This window comes from Mesorhizobium monacense, from assembly GCF_056781675.1.
Genome location: NZ_CM165567.1, coordinates 4,280,591 through 4,300,935 on the forward strand (window position 1 = coordinate 4,280,591; position 20,345 = coordinate 4,300,935).

The 20,345-nt window shown below is 61.2% G+C and carries 13 protein-coding genes; 5 read left to right on the forward strand and 8 right to left on the reverse strand.

Going from position 1 to position 20,345, the window contains the following annotated elements:
* Positions 1–82 precede the first annotated feature (82 nt).
* A protein-coding gene (locus AC1RUK_RS20815; RefSeq protein ID WP_436173611.1) for an IS630 family transposase occupies positions 83–1,031 on the forward strand; the annotation gives its coding sequence in 2 pieces (ribosomal slippage) (positions 83–418 and positions 420–1,031; 948 coding nt in all).
* Between the two features lie 108 nt (positions 1,032–1,139).
* Here AC1RUK_RS20815 and AC1RUK_RS20820 read toward each other — a convergent pair.
* From AC1RUK_RS20820 to AC1RUK_RS20830, 3 genes are all read right to left on the reverse strand, one after another.
* Entirely contained in the window at positions 1,140–4,292 is a 3,153-nt protein-coding gene (locus AC1RUK_RS20820) for an efflux RND transporter permease subunit (RefSeq protein ID WP_481839150.1), read from the reverse strand.
* 77 nt (positions 4,293–4,369) lie between these two features.
* Positions 4,370–5,248 carry a hypothetical protein gene (locus AC1RUK_RS20825; RefSeq protein WP_481839149.1) on the reverse strand — a complete coding sequence of 293 codons (879 nt, stop codon included), beginning with the start codon at positions 5,246–5,248 and terminating at the stop codon, positions 4,370–4,372.
* On the reverse strand, positions 5,235–8,351 hold the full coding sequence (locus tag AC1RUK_RS20830; RefSeq protein ID WP_481840091.1) for an efflux RND transporter permease subunit: 3,117 nt from the start codon (positions 8,349–8,351) through the stop codon (positions 5,235–5,237). Before AC1RUK_RS20830 ends, AC1RUK_RS20825 begins: the two co-directional genes overlap by 14 nt.
* A 575-nt stretch (positions 8,352–8,926) precedes the next feature.
* On the opposite strand from AC1RUK_RS20830, the gene AC1RUK_RS20835 reads away from it, so the two are divergent.
* From AC1RUK_RS20835 to AC1RUK_RS20850, 4 genes are all read left to right on the forward strand, one after another.
* On the forward strand, positions 8,927–10,024 hold the full coding sequence (locus tag AC1RUK_RS20835; RefSeq protein WP_481839147.1) for a calcium-binding protein: 1,098 nt from the start codon (positions 8,927–8,929) through the stop codon (positions 10,022–10,024).
* Positions 10,025–10,606: 582 nt separating this feature from the next.
* Positions 10,607–10,837 (forward strand): hypothetical protein, encoded by a 231-nt coding sequence (locus AC1RUK_RS20840; protein WP_481839146.1) that lies wholly within the window; start codon positions 10,607–10,609, stop codon positions 10,835–10,837.
* A 102-nt stretch (positions 10,838–10,939) separates the two neighbouring features.
* On the forward strand, positions 10,940–11,221 hold the full coding sequence (locus AC1RUK_RS20845) for a GlsB/YeaQ/YmgE family stress response membrane protein (protein WP_481839145.1): 282 nt from the start codon (positions 10,940–10,942) through the stop codon (positions 11,219–11,221).
* A gap of 553 nt (positions 11,222–11,774) precedes the next feature.
* Positions 11,775–12,860, forward strand: coding sequence for a hypothetical protein (locus tag AC1RUK_RS20850; protein ID WP_481839144.1), 1,086 nt, complete (start codon positions 11,775–11,777; stop codon positions 12,858–12,860).
* An 83-nt stretch (positions 12,861–12,943) separates the two neighbouring features.
* Here AC1RUK_RS20850 and AC1RUK_RS20855 read toward each other — a convergent pair whose 3' ends face one another.
* The 5 genes from AC1RUK_RS20855 to AC1RUK_RS20875 form a co-directional block, all read right to left on the reverse strand.
* Positions 12,944–13,408, reverse strand: a complete 465-nt coding sequence (locus AC1RUK_RS20855; protein ID WP_481839143.1) for a hypothetical protein — start codon at positions 13,406–13,408, stop codon at positions 12,944–12,946.
* An 860-nt stretch (positions 13,409–14,268) separates the two neighbouring features.
* Entirely contained in the window at positions 14,269–15,072 is an 804-nt protein-coding gene (locus AC1RUK_RS20860) for an efflux RND transporter periplasmic adaptor subunit (protein ID WP_481839142.1), read from the reverse strand.
* Between the two features lie 49 nt (positions 15,073–15,121).
* On the reverse strand, positions 15,122–17,110 hold the full coding sequence (locus AC1RUK_RS20865; RefSeq protein ID WP_481840092.1) for a preprotein translocase subunit SecA: 1,989 nt from the start codon (positions 17,108–17,110) through the stop codon (positions 15,122–15,124).
* 45 nt (positions 17,111–17,155) lie between these two features.
* Positions 17,156–18,004, reverse strand: coding sequence for a SapC family protein (locus tag AC1RUK_RS20870; protein WP_436171205.1), 849 nt, complete (start codon positions 18,002–18,004; stop codon positions 17,156–17,158).
* 191 nt (positions 18,005–18,195) lie between these two features.
* Complete coding sequence (locus tag AC1RUK_RS20875) at positions 18,196–20,343, reverse strand: peptidase M50 (protein ID WP_436171204.1); 2,148 nt, start codon at positions 20,341–20,343, stop codon at positions 18,196–18,198.
* Between the last annotated feature and the right edge of the window lie 2 nt (positions 20,344–20,345).

The following is a 20,345-nucleotide window of genomic DNA, read 5'->3' on the forward strand; positions in this document are numbered from 1 at the left end:
TTCATTTCTTGAGAGAATCGTAGGATTCCCAAAGCAGCTGGTTTGTGATTCAAGATGCTGGCTGGACGGAGGCCAGCGTCTGATGACACGAGCCCTTTCGAACGATCTTCGTGAGCGTGTTGTTGAAGCCGTCGGCACCGGCGAGAGCTGCCGTGTGGTGGCGTCGCGTTTTGGCGTCGCAGTGTCCTCGGTGGTGAAGTGGTCGCAGCGTTACCGTGCCACCGGCTCGGTTGCGCCGGGCAAGATGGGTGGACACCGCAAGCGTATTCTGGAGCCGCATCGGGCCTTCATCGTGGAGCGGATCAACCAGACCTCTGATCTGACGCTGCATCGGCTGAAGGATGAGTTGGCCGCACGCGGGGTGATGGTCTCGCACAACGCGGTCTGGGTGTTCTTGAGGCGCGAGGGCCTGAGCTTCAAAAAAAACGCTGTTCGCTCTTGAGCAGGCCCGAGCCGACATCGCTCGTCGCCGCCAGCGCTGGAGGTCGTGGCAGGGTCGCCTCGATCCGGCGCGTCTGGTCTTCATCGACGAGACGTGGATCAAGACCAACATGGCCCCACTTCGCGGCTGGGGGCCAAGGGGACAGCGCCTGCGCGGCTTTGCCCCACATGGCCATTGGCGAACCCTGACCTTCCTGGGCGCATTGCGCTGCGACGAACTCACCGCGCCATGCGTCTTCGACGGCCCGATCAACGGTGAATGCTTCCGCGCTTATGTCCGTCAGCAACTGCTCCCGACCCTGCGGCCAGGCGACATCGTGATCATGGACAATCTGGGCAGCCATAAATCTGCAGCCATCCGTCACGCCATCAAGGCCGCCGGCGCAAGGCTCTGGTTCCTGCCGCCCTATTCACCCGATCTCAACCCGATCGAGCAGACCTTCGCCAAGATCAAACATTGGATGCGCCACGCCCAGAAGCGAACTATCGAAGACACCTGGCGCCATCTCGGCACCCTCGTCGGAACAATCAAGCCAGACGAATGCGCAAACTACTTCAACAACGCTGGATACGCTTCCGTCAAAACATGAAGGAGTCTAGAGCGGTTCAGCTTTTGATAGAATCGCCGACCCGCTCTAACTCTTTGTTTTTACGCAATTCCGGACGGAAAACCGCTACGCACTTTTCCTGGAATTGCTCTAGGATGGCCACGTTGAGGGTTCCAGGCCGAGACCTGTGGTCCGCACCGGCGATCGCGCCTGCGACGAACCGAGTCTGAGATAGATGGCGGGCACGACGAAGAGGTTGAGAAGCGTTGACGTGATCAGCCCGCCCAGAATGATGATGGCCATCGGATGTTCGATTTCCTGGCCCGGAATGTTGCCTGTAATGACCAGGGGAACGAGCGCAAGGCCGGTTGCCAGCGTCGTCATGAGAATGGGCGAAAGGCGTTCGCGCGCGCCGCGCAGGACAAGTTCCGGTCCGAAGGGCTCGCCCTCTTCGCGCTCCAGATGCAGGAAATGGTGGATCAGGAGCACCCCGTTGCGGGCCGCGATGCCCAATACCGTCAGGAACCCCACGAGGCCGCCTAGCGAGATGATGCTGTCGCCCAGATAGGCCGCGATGACCCCGCCGACCAGGGCGGCCGGCAGTGACAGGAACACCAGGGCAGCGAGCCTCCAGCTTCTCAGGGAGGCCTGCAGCAGCATGAAGATTACGACCGCGGCGACGATCGAAGCATACAAGAGCCGGCTTTGCGCCGCATTGCGTTCCGCAGCCTCGCCCAGCAGTTGGGCATGATAGCCGAGTGGAAAGTCGATCTTGGCCAGTCGCTCCTCCACCTCGCCGACGACCGAGCCCAGGTCGCGGTCGCGCACATTGGCATGCACGTCATGGCGGCGCGAGGCGTTCTCGCGCTTGATGGTGCTGGCCACCGGAGCAATCTTGACTTCGGCAATGTCGCCGAGCAAGACCTGGCCGCCGTCGGGCGTATCCAGGAGGAGGTTCTGCACGTCGTCAAGGCCGCGCCGCGATTTGGGCGTCGACCATACCATGACGTCATACACCTTTCCGATGCGATGGACGTCGCTCACCTCGTGACCGGCGAAGATCACCGCAGCGGCGCGGCGAACATCCCCGGGCTTGAGACCCCTGGCAGCCGCCTTGGCGATATCCACGGTGACCTGAATTTGCGGCACCTTCTTCTGCAACTCCTCGTGCAGGTCGACCAGGCCCTCGATGCCGGTCAGGGCGTCGCGGACCCTCACCGCCTGCTCGCGCAGCACCGCCGTGTCGGGCCCGAAAATCCGAACCACTATCGACTCGCCCGAGCCGGTGAGCACCTCCTTCACGCGTTCTCGGAGATAGGTCTGGACATCGCGATAGATGCCGGGATAGCCGGCTACCGTGTCCTGTATGGTTTTCAGGGTCTTGTCGTAGTCGACCTTCGGATCGACGCTGATCCAGTTCTCCGTGAAGTCGATGCCCACGACCTCGTCGGCCACAAGCGCCCGGCCGATGTGAGCGCCGAAGTTGCGCACCCCGGGAATGGATCTCAGTTCTTTGCTGGCAGCTACCGTCATCCGGTACATCTCGGCATGCGATGTCCCGGGCGGCGTCACCCAGTGCATGAGGAAGTCGCGCTCCTTGAAGGACGGCAGCAGCGAGGTTCCGAGCAGCGGCCAAACGGCCAACCCCGCGACCACGACCAACGCGGTGCTCGCAAATATCGCGCGAGGAGCCGCGATGATCCGCGACAGCATGGCGGCATAGCCGCGCTGCAACCACCCGACCAGCGGCGAGACGCGCTCGATCGGCGCTCCTTGAAGAAGGATAAGGCAGAATGCCGGCGTCACCGTCAGCGCCACGGCCATAGAAGCGAGGAGCGCGACGGAATAGGACGTCGCCAGCGGCACGAAGAAGGTGCCCGACAGGCCGCCCATGAAGAACACAGGAACAACCGAAATGACGATAATGAGGGTCGCGGCGACGATCGGGCTGCGGATCTCGAGCGATGCTTCCAGGATGACCGATGCCACCGATTTGCCGGCGCTGCTTCGGCGATTCTCGCGCAATCGCCGCGTGATGTTTTCGACGTCGATGATAGCGTCGTCCACCACCGATCCCACCGCCACGACAAAGCCGGCCAACACCATCGTGTTGATGGTCGTTCCGAGCCAGTAGAGAACAAGTCCCGCGGCGACCAGCGACAATGGAATTGCCAGCAGGCTGATGAGCGCCACCCGCCACTCGAACAGGAAGGCGCCGAGAACGCAGACCACCAGGATCGCTCCCACCAGCAAGGCCATTGTCAGATTATGGACCGAGAGCTCGATGAACGTCGCCGGGCGGAATATCTGCAGGTCGACATCGATGCCCTTGAGGCCGTCCCCCATTTCGGCGAAGGCGGCCTCGACGCCGCGCGTGACCTCCAGTGTGTTCGCCCACGGGAACTTCTCGACGATCAGCATCATGCCGGGGCCGTCATTGATAACAGCGTCGCCGATCGGCAGCGGTTCGTCCCAGATGACATCGGCAACGTCCGCCAGTACCCGCTGCCCGCTGGTCTTTGACTCAATCGGAATTCTCTTGACGTCGTCCAACTTCACGGCGGCCGCAATATCGGCCCCGATATAAAGCCGCTGGTTGGCGGTGTCGATGAAGCCTACGGTCTGGCTCTTGGCTGAGTTCGCCATCGGCAGGAGGCCGAAGTCCAGCGCATCGGCCGAAGCCTCCATGACCTCGTTCAGCGTCACGCCGTGTTTCAGCATGCGTGCGGGATCGATCTGGATCTGCATCTGTTTGAGCTTTTCGCCCCACATCGCCACGTTGGCGACGCCGGGCACGCGCAGCAGGCGGAAGCGGATCTTCCAGTAGGCGGTCATCGACAGGTCGAGCGGAGTGAGCTCCTTCGACGAGAGGCCGATCTTCATGGTGCGGCTGGTCGAGGACAAGGGCTGCAGCATGACGGGTGGGCTCGAGCCGAACGGCAGTCTGGCCGACGCAAGTTGCACGCGCTCCTGGACGAGCTGCCGGGCGTGCATGATATCGGTTCCGCGCTTGAAGATCATGACGATCGAGGACAGCGCCATCACGCTTTTCGAGCGGATGACGTCGAGCTCCGGCGTGCCGCGCAGTGCATCCTCGAGGGGAATGGTGATCAGCTCCTCGACCTCGGCGGTCGACATGCCGATACCGTCGGTCTGAATCTCAACCAGCGGCGGGGCGAATTCGGGGAAGACATCCACGGGCATCTTGCGGAAGACGTCCAAGCCCAGCAGCACCATCAGCGCTGCCGCGGCCAGAACGAGAAACCGGTATTTCAGGTTCGTGCCGATGATCCAGCGGAACATGGCCCCATCCTTTTGTTCGATGATTGGATGCCGGCTAACTCAGCGTTCGCAAGCGGCCGGAATGTTTTCACGCCCGCTCAGTGCCCACCAACCTTCAGTTCGACCCCCATGAGCTCGACCGCCCCGACCGACACGACCATCGTACCGCGCGCTGGTCCGTCCGACAGAACCGCAATGTCGCCGAGGACACGCTCGACAGCCACCTTCTGGCGAACGAAGACAAGCGGCTCCGGATTGGAGTAGAGCCAGCTGTCTCCATGCTCGTCGTAGATGACCGACGAGTAGGGCACGACCTTCGCCATCCTGTCGCTCTCCGGCGCCTTCATGGCCACTAGCGCCTGATCGCCGGGCTTGGCGCCGCCGCTTGCCTCGAGGAATTCGAAGAACCGCCCGTCGTCCCGGTCCTTCACCTCGACCGGCCGCGCCTTGTAATATTTGCCGGAGCGGCCCTCGCCGGTCAGCAGCACGACAACCAGACCGTCCTTATCCTCGTCGGCCGGGTTATCGACGCCGAAAATCTCGGCAAACTCGTCATGCTCGCGGCCCTCGCCTTCTTCATCCTCTTCGACGACAATCGCGATCAACATCTGGCTCGCCGCATTCACAGGCACCCTGATCAGCGATTGCAGGGCCTGGTCGCTTGCACCGACTGGCGCGATTGAAGCCGTCTCCGCAAATGCCTTCACCAACGGCTCGCCGCTCGCGATCTCGACCTCACCGGTCACCATCGTCCACCGCTTCGCCATCTCCTCCCGCAACGCTTCGGTCTGGATGCTCAGCCGTTTGGCGGCCTGTTCAGTCAGAACCACCCGCGGAAATGGCGAACCTGCGACCTCCTCCAGCCGGGCAGGAGCACCTGCGGGCGACTCCGCGGTCGCAAAGGGTGCCATGGCCACCACGACGAAGACCGCACCGGCGACGGCGGATGACGTGAGAAAAAGCTTATTGCGGGGCATGCGCAACTCCTCCCAGGTGTCGTGAAACCGGGCTGGCAGCGGAATGGAGCAACAGGGCCGGCAGGACGAACAGATTGATCAGGACTGAAATGACTGCGCCTGCGATCACGACCCAGGCCATTGGATGCAGGATCTCCAGACCGGTGACGCTGCCCATGACAAGCGCGGGAAGGAAGGCGAGGCAGGTGATCAGCGTGCTCGTCAGCACAGGCGCGAAGCGCTCACGCGCGGCCGCCGTCACCAGGTCCGGCCAGGATCCGCCACCCTCTTGCTCGCTGGTCTGATCGACGCGGCTGGCCAAAACCAGACCGTTGCGGAGCGCAAGCCCGAGGACGGCGAGGAGCCCGGCAAGCGCCCCAAGCGAAACAGTGCCTGTCACCGCCAGGAGGATCACCGCGACGCCACCCGACACTGCCATCAGTGAAAGGAACATGCCGGTTGCCAGCCGCCAGCTTTGCAGCGCCGCCTGCAGCAGGAAGAAGATCAGGATCGCCGCCGACGCTGCAAAGAGCTCCACCTGCAGCATGGCTGCACGGCTCTCGGCATAGTCGCCTCGAACATAGGCATGGTATTCGAAGGGGAACTGCACCTTCTTGAGTCCAGCCGCCACGTCTTGCGCCACCGCCGTGACGCTGCGGCCCGCGACGCTCGCGTGAACGTCGATGCTGCGCGTGACGCCTTCACGCTCGATGGTGCGCAACTGCGGAACCACCCGCACCTCGGCGACATCGCCAAGGCGTGCATACGGGCCATCAGGCGTTTCGATCACAAGATTCTCGACGTCGGTGATGCTGCTGCGTGCGGTGGGAGCACCCCAAACGACCACGTCGAAGACCTTTTGCTGTTCGAAGAGATTGCCAACCTCGAGCCCGGCGAAGACCGTAGCTGCCGCGCGCCGGATGTCCCCCGGTTTCAGTCCACGTGCAGCCGCCTTCGCAACATCGACCTCGACCTCGATTTCGGGCGAAACAGCGTTCTTGTCGATACGTACGGAGTTGACGCCGTCAATGGCAGCGATCGTCGCCGCAACGAGCTTTGCCTGCTCTTCAAGCACAGTCGTTTCGATCCCCTCGATGCGGACCACCACTGGTTCGCCGGCGTCGGCGAAGAACCGCCCAGCCGTACTGGCCAGATAGCCTTCAACCTTCACGTCGAGGTGCGCGAAGCCTGCCATCGTGTCGCGGATTCGCGACAGCGTGGCGGCCCGGTCCACCCGCTCGTCGAGGCCAACCCAGAGCTGCCCGGATTCGATGCCGGAGACCTGGTCGCCCGTGATGGCCCGGCCGAGATGGCCAGCGACAGAGCTAACTCCGTCGATTGCGCGGACTTCGGATTCCAGCTGCGCCATCGTCCGGGTCATGGCGGGCAAGGATGCACCCGGCGCGGCCTCGAACGAAACGCGGACGGTGCCTTCGTCAAAAGATGGCGACGGCGACCACTTCAGGAAGGGCGTTGCCGCGAGTAGCGCCAACGCACCGAGACCGGCGATGGCATAGGCAGGACGGGCCGTTGCCGAGAACTTCGCCAGCTGCCGGCCGTAGGCCGCACCGAACAGCCGCGCCACCACGGGTTCGGACCTGGTTCCTGCTGCGCTGCCCGAGCGGAGGAAAACCATCGCGAGGGCGGGCGCTCCCAGGAGCACCACGACCGAGGCAGCGGCCACCGTTAGGCCATAAGCCTGGGCCAGCGGGCGGAAGAATGCCGCGGCTTCGCCGTCGAGTCCGAGAATCGGAGCGACCGCCAGCAGACCGATCACCAATGCATAGATCATCGGCTTGCGGATCTCGCCGATCGCATCGAATACGGCCGCGGCGAGCGGACGACCGCCACCGGCGGCGCGGAGGCGCCGCCCGGTGGCCTCGGCAGCCACGACGGCGGTGTCGACCACGAGGGAAAGCGCGGCCGCGAGGCCGGCCAGGTGGATCAGGTTGAAGGTGGGGCTGCCGAGATAGAGCGCCACAAATGCCGCGACATACGACAGGACGATCGCGACGACGGCGATGCTCGCCGCGCCGACCGGCGTCAAGGACAGGAAGACGGCTACGGACAGCAACACCGCGGCGGCGATCAGCATCCGGGCCAGATTGGCGAAGGCGCTGTCGACGTAGTCGGAGGCGCGGTAGAGGGAGGAGTCGATATCGATGCCCGGCATGCCTTGGCCCAACTCCGCGAGCGCGGCTTCGACCCCCGCTGCGACCGCCCTGGCGTCGACGTTGGGAAGCTTCTCGACAACGAGAATGAGACCAGGCCCTCCGTTGATAATGGCATCGCCGATCAGAGGCGGATGGCCTTCGACGACGTCGGCGACGTCGCTGAGCTTGAGAGCGGAGGACGCGATAGCGACCTTCGTCAGATCGCTGGCCTTGCTGATCGGTTGCACATGCTGGATGCCGAGCCTCTGGTTCGGCGTGTCGATCCAGCCTCCGCTTCCGAGTACTGACGCTTCGAGATAAGTCAGCGGCGAGACCCAGAGCGAATCCCCGGCGCTCTCTATGGTTTCCTCGAGCGAGATGCCGGCCAACTCCAGGCGTTGAGGTTCGATTTGCACCTGGAGCTGGCGAGCGCGCTGGCCCCAGATCGCGACGTTGGCGACGCCCGGTACGCTGAGCAGCTTCGGCGTCATCGTCCACCGGGCGAGCACCGACATGTCGATCAGCGACACGGTCTTCGACGACAGTCCGACGATCATGGCCCGGCCTACCGCCGACTTCGGCTGCAGCATGGCGGGTGGCTTCGAGACATTGGGCAGGGCCCAAGCCATCGTAAGACGCTCCTGCACCATTTGCCGGGCCTTCATCGGATCCATGCCGGGCTCGAAGGTGAGCAACACCGAAGTCATCCCCGGTACCGACTTGGAATGAATCGATTTGAGGAAGGGCGTCGCGGTCAGAATCTCCTCGAGATTGATGGTCACCAGGCTTTCCACTTCGCCTGTCGACAAGCCGAGCGCCTCGGTCTGCACCTCCACGATCGGCGCCCCGAACTCGGGAAGAGCATCGATTTTGGCTTTGGGAAGCAGGACGGCACCCACCGCTAGCAAGAGCACCGCGGCTGCCAGGACCAGATGCCGAAATTCGAGACTCAGCTTGACGAGCGTTTGCAACACGGCAACACCCCGCGGTTCGGCAGCGCGCGAAAGCGCCTGCTACAGATCAGAGGATACGTCGGAAACGTAGCATTGCAGAACGCATTGCACGATTACTTAATGCGGGGATTACTTGTACCCGATTAATTCCCTGTCGATATCTTTCGACCTAGAAGTCATATCAAAATGAGGGGCGCGTCTATGCAATGAGCCAGACACGCGACTCCGCATCGAAACTCGATACCCGAATGTGCTCGCCCAAGTTTCGAACTATTTTGCTACTCACAAGAGACTACGAGCAGACTACCACAATTTGATGCGAGGAGAGATTTCGGCGGACCTGACATGGAAAGGTCGTCGTAGTATATAATCCGCTCTCAGCTTGTACGTGCGGTCGTGGGGTCGACGACCTTGGCTGGACGCGGCAACGCGGATAGCCCCGAGATCATCGATGACGCGGTCTACAAGCACAGAAATCGAGGGGCTGTCCGAGTGAAACTTGCCGAGCGCGAGTTAGGCGCGAGGCATTTTCAAAGTCACCGCGGAAGCCACCGAACTCCGGCCGAAGATAGTGTCCCTCGGAGGGCAACACCATGTCGTTCGATTTCGATAGCAGTAATTTCTTGGATGATTCAAACGAGATAACGAATATATTCTTCCCGTTGATACCTGGTACACAATTCATATATCAAGGAGTGTCAGACCTCGGAGGAGGCTTGCTCGATCACCAAATCATTTTTACCGTAACTGACCTTATAAGAACTATCGGCGGTGTAAACTGCGTGGTTGTATTGGAGGTCGATATAAACAACGGCGTGGTTCGGGAAGCCGAACTTGCGTTTTTCGCTCAAGACAAGGAAGGGAATGTCTGGAGTTTGGGTGAATATCCCGAGGAATATGAGAATGGCGAATTCATAGGCGCCCCAAACACCTGGATCAGCGGGGAGGAGGACGCGCAAGGTGGAGTCGTTATGTTGGCTGATCCGCGAACTGGCACATCGCCTTACGACCAGGGAGTCGTGCCTAGCATAGAGTTTCATGACATTGCAAAAATCAAGAAGACAGGCATCGATTTATCTGTTGCCGGAGAATCTTACACCGACGTGCTTGTTACAACAGAATGGGACCCAAATGATCTTCCTGCCAAACAAGAAAAATTCTACGCGCCCGACGTCGGCCTCGTAAAGATCACAGCCGTAAACGATCCGGAAGGAGAGACACTGGAGCTGACTGAGGTCAGTCAATTAAGTAAAAAAGAGCTGACCATCGTCCACCATGAAGCTCTCAAGTTAGAAGAACACGCATACGATATTAGCGATGTATACAGAGATGCCGATCCCGCTGGCATATTCGACCATGGGGGGGATACCAATTATATCGCCTATATCACCGGGGCGGACAGCGGCCACACGCTGAATGGCGACGCCAGCAGCGATCATCTCAACGGAGGGGGCGGCGGCGACACGCCGAATGGTGACGCTGGCAAGGACTTGCTCCATGGCCAAGCCGGTAATGACATACATGGGGGCGAAGACGGATTGTGGGGCGGTAAAGGTGCCGACACCTTCGTGTTTACCGACCTCGAGAACGGCAAAACAGAGATCGATACGATCGAAGATTATGGCGTGGCACAGCTGGATCTGATCGATCTGCCCAACGGTGTAGGAATCGACGGCCTGTACCTTGTCTAGGCGGATACTCGATCGCCGGACGGATCGGCCGCGCCGTGCTGATTCTTCCCGCCATAGAGCGCCGTGGGGCCGCAGACGTAATCCCTGACGATGCCACCGAGAAAACTTTGTCAGGACCGGCGCACCGACCGCTGATCAGGCCAGGCCCATCGCAATTTCCGCAATGACTGCGGTGGTCAGGTGGACGGCAAGGTTGAGGCCGCTCGGCAGGTGGCGCACGGCGAGCGAGCATGCGTATCTCGGTGGGAGCAAGCTCGGGTCCGAGCAGGCGATGTCGGTGCGCGAACTCGCATTGCCGGGCGGCGATCATCGCCCTGCGAGCAGGGCGAAACGCCTTGCGGCCAGGCCCATCGGGCCACGACAGGCCGCGTTCAGGAGGGTTAATCAGGTACTAACACTTGCAGCGGCAGAATCATCGTCTATCGTGGGGACGCGGTGCATTCAGGAGGGGGTCGTCGACTATGCGTTTTCTTGCCTTCGCGCTGAGCTGCACAGCGGACGCAACAGGTAGAGTCGCTTGCGCCGGGTGAGTCGGTCGAACAGTCCTGGGCCGTCGAGGCGATTCTGGCAGGCGAGTACATAGTGTACCTGACGATCATCCCCAAACCCAAGGGTCCGGAGGCCACAAGCCAGCCTGTTTCCAGCCCGGGCATCCACCTGACGGTAAGGCCGTTTGCCAATACCAATCCCGGCGGCGTACTGCCAGTTGCCATAGGTATGCCGCTCGGGCTGATCGCGGTATCTTTGCTGTCGCGCAGAAGCAAACGCTGGCGCCGGGCAACCAACGCCGATGGTTCCAAGACCAATGCATGACTCGTTGCTCAGGCCGCGGCCAAGAAAGCGGGGCACACAGGCGAGCGCAACCTGGCTACGCACCAGCGGCGAACGGCAATTTCCCGAATATAGGAGCAACCCATGGAATTCCTTCTCAGCATAGACTCCGTCATTTGCCTGATTACTGGTGCCATAATTGGTGGGCTGTCCGGGAAAATCATGAAGGGGCTGGGTTTGACTGGCAATATTCTGGTCGGCCTGGTGGGCGGGCTCATCGGCGGGCTGGCCTTTGACAGGCTCGACGTTATCGATGTCGGTGATATGGCCGATCCGGCGCTTGCAGGGCTGGTGGGGTCGGTCATTTTGCTGGCGATTGTTGGCGTAGTTCAACGCTCCCGCGGCGTGAACGGCGAAGTCGCGTGAAGCGCCTCCTGCCCGCCTGAGGGGACTGCGGGCAGAACAACGAGCAGACCCCAATCGTCGTTTGATCGGTTCAGGATGTACCGAGCCTCGGATACCGTTCCGGATGTTCATCCGAACGCCGCGGGCAGCGGATTGGTGTTCTTCTTTATCTCTTTTCGGTAGCATGAGCGGCCATGCAGATACTGATTCGAAGAAGGCGAGCCGAAGATCGCCAAATTGCTGCGCCGACAGTCCTCGACGAACTGTATCGGGCCGAGATCGTCCGGATGGCGAGGAGCCGTTCTAGAGATGTGCCCGACACGTCGCGTTTGCGAGGGACAAATTGACCAACTCCCACTTGCCGCCGCAGAATTCCCGGGTATCATCGGCGCGTGGTGCGTCTAACGGGGGCTCGTCGGCCATTCGCCTTCTTATCTTAACTCTCTGCGGCATAGGGCTGCTCTCCTCATCGGCTTCGGTACTGGCCCAGAATCAGAAGCGGGCTCTGGCCGAAGAAACGATACCGGCTCTGGCCGAAGAATGCGCTGCGCCCTGCGCGGGGTACGAGGCTACAGTGGAGCTCCAGAACGACTGGATATTTGGCGCAGATCCGTCTTTCCTGAGATCCGACGTGCTGCAACCGAAGGTCGAGGTCGATCTTTTCTACGAGCCGACGGATTACCTTCGTTTCGTGAGTGCCATCATTACCGAGCCTGTGGTCGACCCGGAACCCGGCGAGAATGCAGTCTTTCAGGGGATCGGCACATATGTCGGCGAACTCTACGCTGTCGCTAAAGCCGACCCGTTCACTGCAAGGGTCGGAAAGTTCGACACGGTCTTCAGCCTTGCCAGCGAAGTCCTGCCGGGGGTGAACTCCACGGACCTGGTATCGGCGTTCGACGCTGACGAACGTCTGGGTGGCGAGGCTGTCGTTGGCTTCGACGGTTTTGGGCTGAACCATGCCCTGGCCGCGACGGCGTTCACAACCGATCGTACGATCCTCAGCGAGTCGCTCTTTACCAACCGCGGACGGGCCACGCTGGCGGATGGCGGCGCCGGCAACACCACCGGTTTGTCCTCATTCTCGGTTACCCTTGATGGCTGCAAAGGCGCGGAAAAGCCCGATTGCTACCAGGACGGTGAATTTGGCTATCGCCTTGGCATTCGATACCAGAAGGCCGGGCTGCCCGCCGACACAGGCGAGGTGGAAGAAGAAGAAGAAGAAGAAGAAGAACCGCAGCCAGCGCCTGGCAACGAATTGGCCTACCTTGCTGCCGCCACCAGGAATTTCGACCTCAACGGGATGACGCTGCGGGTTCTCGGCGAATCGGCCTACCTCAAGCATTTCGACAGCGGTCCGGACGACGCTCTGCTTCTTACCGGGTCTGTCGCGCTCGACGTGGAACCTTTGACCTACGTAGCCACCTACACGCAGCAGAGGAACTTTGTCGCCGAAGGTCCAGATACGCGCGAGCACCTGGCGGATTTCGAAATGATCTATAGGTCCGGAGAAAACACGCCGTTCGACCGGGCGAAATGGAACCTCGCTACAGCCTACACCTTCGCGCAGAATGCCGAAGACGAGAGAACGCACACTTTCAGCGTGCGCGCGACACTCGATTTCGGCGGAGTGTGGAGTTCGGCAGGTAGGCTCCGATAGTCTGGATGTCCGCTGCTTCCTTCCCTCAGGCTGATTGAAGAGAACGCTACGTCAACGACCCTTCAGCGCAAGGGCTTCGTCCATCAGCCCTTCACTTCATTTCCGTCCGGATCGAAAACGGGCTGAACGTTCTTGCCCTTGTAGCGTATCTGGAACTCGTAGCTCACCTTGCCGTCGCGCATCAGTTTCTCCGCAAGCCTGATCTTTCCGCCTGCGAATTTCGTATCGACGGCCGCACGCACCGGCTGAGGCACCGCTTCCATCGGAATTGATTCCTCGACGACGATGACCTTCCCGTCGCGATGGTAGAGCACATCGCGCATCATTGTGCCCTCGACGCTCGCGATCTCGAAGACCAGCTCTCCGTTTTCGTCCTCCTGGGCGCAGGCCTTGACCTTGGCATCGGGAAAATCCTTGTGGAACACGTCCCGCACCACCGACGGCACCTTCTTGCAGCTGATCGGCTGTTCCTGCGCGGATGCGCCTGTAGGCACTGCCAGGAAAACGACGAGTCCGCCGAGTGCCAAACAGTAACGGGTGGGTTTCATGGCGACCTCCTTGAATGCATTCGTAGAGTTTTCCAGCAGCTTCGCTGTCTCTCGCTTATCCGCAATGCATGCACGTTACGTCTGCGACAGTTCCTGCCCGCCCGAACGCTATTTGGTCCAAAGCCGGCGCCCAGCCGGTACTCAGCCCTAGCTCGGAGCCATCATTATCTTGCGGACGCCCGGCAGTCGCAATCGACCTTCCGCCCAGCCGCGATACCTCAAAGTTGGTAGGCGAAGCACGCGGGCCTGGGACGCGGCCGTTCTGCTACCGGTGCCCAGGCGTAATTTGGGACTTTACCCAGTTGACGATGACGAACGGTGGCGGGTGCCGTATGTTGCTCACATCTAGAGAGCTTCGACGACTGTCAACTCGGATCCGCTGCTTCTATATGACGGCGCTTGGCAACGGCCGTATCGCTGGCTGGCGAAAGGTGTTCGTGCACCGCTAGCCAGTGGCCAGTCAACGCGCGGAAAAACACAATTGTTGCCTAGTCAGCATCGCCATTTTGGTGCCTGGTATTCGCGCTGACCTGCTTTCCGGATTCATCGATCCGTTGATTGCCGCTGCTAAGGAAGTTTCCAGAAATCTCGATTGACACACTGCTCAATGGTTCGATTGCCAAGCTCCGCGACGGGTGTAGGAGGCCTCTCCTCCGGCTCCGTCACGAAAAACTCGGTCCGCACTCTCGCTCTCTCGTAGGAGCGGCGATCCAGGCCTTGCGAGGACGGAAACCAGCAGAACCTTGAAGCGTAACCGCGCGCCGTCGTTGAGATTTGACAAGCTCAGGCCGCATGGCATGGATCAACGTGGTGAGCCCGGAGCGTATGCGCGGCCGGCATTCAACCGCGGTCGGAACCCTTCAGTTCGATTTGGCGTCGAATTCGACCTTGCATCGCTGGCCGGCGGGCAAACGGCTGCCGGCATTGGGCAGCATGATGCGCACGCCGAACGTCCTGCTGGCCGCGTCCAACACCCGGTCGATCACCTGAACTGTGCCGACATGGACTTCATCGCGCGGCTCACTGACGGTTACCCGGACGGCGAGGCCGACGCTGAACTTGCTGTATTCGCTGTCGGCGACGAAGGCTTCGACGCTCAGCGGGTCGAGCTGTGCGATCGTGGCCAGTTGCCCATCCTGATCGAGGTACTCGCCGGCATATAGCTTGCGCTCCATGACAATGCCGTCGATCGGACTGAGGATAACCTTCTGGCCCAGCACCGTTTTTGCCCGGGCGAGTTCCAGTTCGAGAATGCGCTTGCGCGTTTCGGCGAGCGCCAGTTCGCGCTTGGAGACCTCCATTTGCGCGATCGCTTCCTCGACGGCATCCTTGGAGGCGACGTTCAGGCCGGCCAACCGCTTGGAGCGGTCCATGCGGTTCAAGGCCAGTTGGTATCGTGTCTGCTGGGCCTCGATTTCCGACGTGTTGGCCGCCTGTTCGGACATCAAGTCGATAGTCGACAGCTCGGTGTTGGCATTCAGCCGGGCCAGGATTTGACCCTTTTTGACGATGTCGCCACGATCGATCAGCACCTCCTCCAGAAGGCCAGGCACAGTGCCGCCGACACCCACCACGATCGAAGGATTGACGACGCAATCGGATGCCGCCGCATGAGCTGCGCCGGCCAGAAACACGGCAGCGATGGAGAAGATAGGTCGCAGCATTTGACGTGCCTCCCTGCCCGCCGCGGCCTGTCCAGCCGCCGGCCCAAGTCTATTCGGATTTGCCTGAGAAGGCGAGCAGCACACCCAGTCGCCGGTCCTGGTCGAGCAGGTCCTTGCGCTCCGATGCATGCGCGCGTTCAGCGCGCATCTGCGCCACCCGAAACAGCGCAAGCGCGGCTCGGCGCCGGAACCAGCTTTGACGCCGGCTGGCCCACTCGACAAGGCGTGGCGGCGCGAGATCGAGGATCGGATCCTCCAGCGAAAGAATGTCCCGCGTTGACCCCCGGTCTCCCTTGCGCGCCGTCCGCCCTTCCATCTGCCGGTCGATCCGACGGGCATCGTGGCGCTCGCTCAGCACCACATGAAGCCCGCCCATTGCCAGCGCCTCCGGATCGACCTTGATGTCCACGCCGCGCCCGGCCATGTTGGTCGCGACGGTCACCGTTCCGACACGACCCGCGCCCGCGATGACATTCGCCTCGTCCTCGCTCTGCTCGGCATTCAGCACGGCATGCTCGATGCGGGCGCGGTCGAGACATGCGCTGAGTTCCTGCGAGGCAGAGACCGAACGCGTGCCGATCAGCACCGGCCGTCCGAGGGCCCGCATCGTCTCGACCTCCTGCACAATGCGGTTCCATTTCTCCTCGCGTGTCGCGCACACAATTGGCGCGAGCTTCGCGCGCCTGGGCGGCACATGGGTCGGTACTGCGAGAACCGACAGCCCGTAGACGGCGCCCAGTTCGCCCTTGACCTCGTAGGCAGTGCCGGACATCCCGGCGAGGCGCAGATAGCGGCGAAAAAAGCGCTGGTAGGTGATCCGCGCGGCGGTGCGTTTGCGCGGCGTCACCTTGCAGCCCTCCTTGAATTCGATCAACTGATGAAGGCCATCGCTCCATGTGCGGTCGGCCATGATGCGCCCGGTGAATTCGTCAACGATCTGAACGGTCTCGTCGGTGACCAGATAGTGTTCGCCGCGTCGAAAAAGCAGCAACGCTGAGAGCGCTTGCCTGGCCAATTCCTCGCGTCGAAGGCGATTGCGCCAGAATCCGTCGGCCGCCTCAGCGCGCGTCCAGAGTCTATCCTTGCCGGCTTCCGTCAATTCGATGCGGCGCTGGTCCGGCAACAGCACGTAGTCGACATCCTGTTGCAGGTCTTCGATCAGACGAAACGTCTTTTCCGCCCAGTTGCGTTCGTCGACGGAATTGCTTTCCTGGGAGATGATCAGGGGCGTGCGCGCCTCATCGACCAGCGCGCTGTCGGCCTCGTCGACGATTGCCAGGTGCAGACCGCGCATGGCTGTCTGCGAATTCACACTGCCGGCCTGGCCGAAGCCGCTGAGCTTGCGGTGCAGCAGCCCGGTCCTTTGGCCAAGCGCCATGCGATCGCGCAGGTAATCGAACGCAACCTCTTTGTTGCTCGCATAGACAATGTCCGACGCATAGACTTGCGGTCGCCCTGCCCTGTCGCCGCTCTGGATCAGGCCCGTGGTCAGGCCGAGAAAGTCATAGACAGGCTTGAGCGTCGCAAGATCGCGTGCCGCCAGATAGTCGTTCACAGTTATGATGTGAACCGGCGTGCCCGCCAGTGCCGCGGCCGATGCGGCAAGACCGGCGGTGATCGTCTTTCCCTCGCCTGTGGCCATCTCCGCCACCCGCCCGTCAAGCATTGCGAGGCCGCCCAGAATTTGAACGTTGTGGTGGCGCAGGCCGAGCTTGCGCCATGATATCTCGCGCACGATCGCGAAGCATCGTTCGATGTTCGACTGGGTCAGGCCGCCGCGGCGCATCACCGGGCGGAACGCCGCGACCCGTTCGACAAGCTCGACTTCGGCTATGCCCGCATAATCACGTCCGAGTGCCTCGATGCGAGGCAGCGCGCGATACATCCGCTGGAGCCTTGCCCGCTCCCGTAACGGCGAGGCCACGCCAACCAGCCACTGGTCCAGCCAGTCGAGGAATTTCGGCGCCGGGTCTTCCCGCTCGGCGCCGAGATCGAGGGCCGGAAGCAGGACCCCGGCCGTTTGCCCGGCCGCAGTCAAGCTCCCACCCCAATACGCTCGAGTAACATCTCGGTCGTCACTTTGTTAAGCCTGCGGCAGCCTCACGTCCGCTTCGTCACCGCCCTTGCGCGCCGCCGATTTGCCGGATTCCCGTTTCGCCTTGGCAGAAGTCGCTTCTGGTGCCGGTTCCAATTTGTCCTCGACATCTGGGCCTGCGGCAGGCATCCGCTCCAGCATGTTGGCGAAGTGCCGCAAGGAGTGGAGGTGAAGATAGGTGCACTCCAATTCGTCATTTCCGAACATCGCTTGCAGGTCGGCGGCATCGATCGCCTTCAGCTTCTGCCGGTCGACCGTCATGAAGCCGGCTAGCGAACGGCGCTCGCCGCTGTTCAAATTGAACTGCGCCTGCATCGGCTGCAGCAGCCCGAGAGACTTCAGAAGATCGCAATATCGCTTGGTGCGCTGAAAGCGCGACTGATAATCCTGAAGGAAGCCGAGCACCTCTTTCAGGTAGCGCGTCTGCTGTCCGTCGCTGTCGAACAGGCGCTCGCCGCGGCCCTCCCGGTTGATGCCTTCAAAGCTCTCGTCGACGTTGAGGATGAATGTTCGGCCGCTGGCATCGGAGGAGAAGACGAACGGATAACGCCGCACGAACGCCGGAACATATTTGCCGCTCCAGTTGCCGGCATCGTCGACATAGAGGTTTTCGGTCTGCTTCACGCCAAGAATGACTGCCGGCATGATCGACTGTTCGGTGCCCGCGAAAACGATCGGATACTCCGCCGCTGCCTGCGCGAATTCGACAGCCGTCACCGGTACCGAGTTCACGTTGCGGGCGAAGGCGTAGGAGTGACCTGTCTTGATCGAAACATCCCTGTGACGGTCTGAGGTCACCGGCTTGGCGTCTTGATAGAAAAGAAGCTGAACAGTCATGATAACTCTCCTTGAGGTGGAAAACTCGGTTAATTTATCGTTTCCGCGCTATTCTCTACATTAATACTTGATCAGCAAGTATTGATCACATCACCGCGGCATCCGATTGTAAAGTGAAATGCGGCATTCAGCGCACTTCCCGGGCAGTTTAGTTAACTTCAACCACAGATTACTGACTCCGTTCATGAGGACTAGACCTGGTAAACGCGCAGGAACACCTGCCTGATCCAGCGATACGTACGCTCGTAAAGCGGCACGTTGCCGTGAAAAAAGCGGACGTAAATGCGCCCGCCGATGCGGTCGATCTTGCTTGGATTGGCCAGCGCCAATTCCAGATGCATCAAGTTGGCAAGCACCCGCTTCTGCGAAGGATCGGTCGGGTCGAGCGAAAACTCCCCACCGCCCACTGTGCTCAATGCGGCGTTCGGCAAAGTTGCGGTCAGCGAAGGTACCTCGCGTATGATCTTGGCAAGATGCGAAACCGAAGGGTCTTCGACGAAGCGCACGTCGACGAACGCCGTATGGTTGCGAACCAGGTCGGCGTCGCTTTCTGGGATCACGGCGCGCAATGTCGGCTGATCGAACCGCGTCACATAGGCCAACGTCTCGCCACGGCGCACGAACTTGCCGTCGAGATCCTTTGCCGAGGGAACGATCAGAGTCCCGCTTGCCTGCGCCCGTACCGTCAGCGCTTCGGCACGGTCGCGTGCGAGGACGAGGTCGGCGCGTGCCAGCCTGAGTTCCTCGGCCACCACTTTAGCGTCGACCTTGTTTGAGACATCGAGCTTTTCGAGGCGGCGCTCAAGCTCCCCAACCCTCAAATCCAGCAGGACAGTCCGCGCTTCCAGCAAAGGGTCTTCCAGCCGCAAGATCGGGGCGCCTCGCTCAATCCGGGCGCCGGGAGTTGCGACAATTTCCGTTACCACGCCATCGACACCGGCATTGACGACTCCGTCGCCCGGCAGCCAGACGACGCCCTGCGCGGCGGTCGCGTAAGGCAGCGGGACGACAAAGAATGGCATGGCTACCAGCGCGAGGCCGGCTGCAACGACGGCGAAGGCCCTCCCCCTCGTCCTTCGTAGTGATGGACTCGTGAACAGGAACCACAGCTGGCGCGCCAGCGGCACGCCAACCATCAGCACCAGCGCCCACCCAGCCATCATCATGCCGACGACAAAGAAACGCTGGCTGACCAATGTGACGATCGCCACCATAACGCCGATCCGGTAGAAGAACGCGGTGACGCCGTAGCTGAACAGCCAGAACTCTTCGCCTTGTGCGGTCGCCGGCGTTTCGGCGCTTTCGATGCCGAACAGATAACGCTGCACCAGATAGCCGAGATATTTGGTCGCGCGCTGACCAAGGTTCGGTATCTCGAGAATGTCGCTCAGAACGTAGTAACCGTCGAAGCGCAGCAGTGGATTGCCGTTGAACAGCAAGGTCGAAATGCCGCCGACGAGCATCACGTTGAATGCGAAGGCGCGCACCAGTCCGGGCTCGGCGTTCAGCCAGACCATCAGCGCCAGACAGGCCAACAGCCCCTCGACGATAATGCCTGCCGCACCCACCAAGGCGCGCTGCCACTTATCCCGGAATGCAAGGCTCTCCGACGCGTCGACATAGGGCACCGGCATGAATACGAGCAGCATCACGCCGATCTCGTGCACTTCGCCGCCCCAGCGTTTGACGGCGTAGGCATGCCCTAGTTCATGCAAAGCCTTGATGAAGGGATAAGCGATCAGGATCAGCACGATATTCTCGGCCGAGAGAACCCGGTCGGTTACGTCGCCGGTCAGCGCCTGCCAGTTCATCGCAGCAAGGAAAATCGAATAGGCAACCAGCGCGAGGAAGGCGACGCCGCCGAACCAGGATAGGAACGGCCGCACAAGCGGATAGGTCGCGTTCAGGAATTCGTCCGGATCGAACAGCCCGACGCGAATCGCCAGCGGATTGGCGAATTTCGACAGAAGTTTGCGGTTGTGCTGCTTGCTGGCGCGGTCGGCGATTTCCTCAATATCGGGCGGAATGTCGCCGAACAGCACATCTGAAGCGTGAAGCTGTCCCAAAAGACGGATCACCGCGTCTTGTGTAATGACCTTTTCGTCGAGGCGTTCGCAGGCGCTGTCCCACACTTCTTGCATGGTACGCCGGCCGGTCATCAGGCTGATGATAAAATAGGCCTCCGGCGTGAAACGATGGAAGCGGCCTGAGGTCCGGTCCTGCATCACATGCCAGACCTGGCCGCGGAAGATCGTGCGGTGGATGCTCACTTGGCTTCGCAGCCGCGGCTTCAATTGCGCGACACGATACCAGGACGAACTGAAATAGCTCCTGTCCATGG

Excerpts from the sequence above, each read along its gene's own strand:
- AC1RUK_RS20820 (WP_481839150.1), bottom strand. The coding sequence starts at position 4,292 with ATGTTCCGCTGGATCATCGGCACGAACCTGAAATACCGGTTTCTCGTT.
- AC1RUK_RS20825 (WP_481839149.1), bottom strand. The coding sequence starts at position 5,248 with ATGCCCCGCAATAAGCTTTTTCTCACGTCATCCGCCGTCGCCGGTGCG.
- AC1RUK_RS20835 (WP_481839147.1), top strand. The coding sequence starts at position 8,927 with ATGTCGTTCGATTTCGATAGCAGTAATTTCTTGGATGATTCAAACGAG.
- AC1RUK_RS20845 (WP_481839145.1), top strand. The coding sequence starts at position 10,940 with ATGGAATTCCTTCTCAGCATAGACTCCGTCATTTGCCTGATTACTGGT.
- AC1RUK_RS20855 (WP_481839143.1), bottom strand. The coding sequence starts at position 13,408 with ATGAAACCCACCCGTTACTGTTTGGCACTCGGCGGACTCGTCGTTTTC.
- AC1RUK_RS20860 (WP_481839142.1), bottom strand. The coding sequence starts at position 15,072 with ATGCTGCGACCTATCTTCTCCATCGCTGCCGTGTTTCTGGCCGGCGCA.
- AC1RUK_RS20870 (WP_436171205.1), bottom strand. The coding sequence starts at position 18,004 with ATGACTGTTCAGCTTCTTTTCTATCAAGACGCCAAGCCGGTGACCTCA.
- AC1RUK_RS20875 (WP_436171204.1), bottom strand. The coding sequence starts at position 20,343 with ATGGACAGGAGCTATTTCAGTTCGTCCTGGTATCGTGTCGCGCAATTG.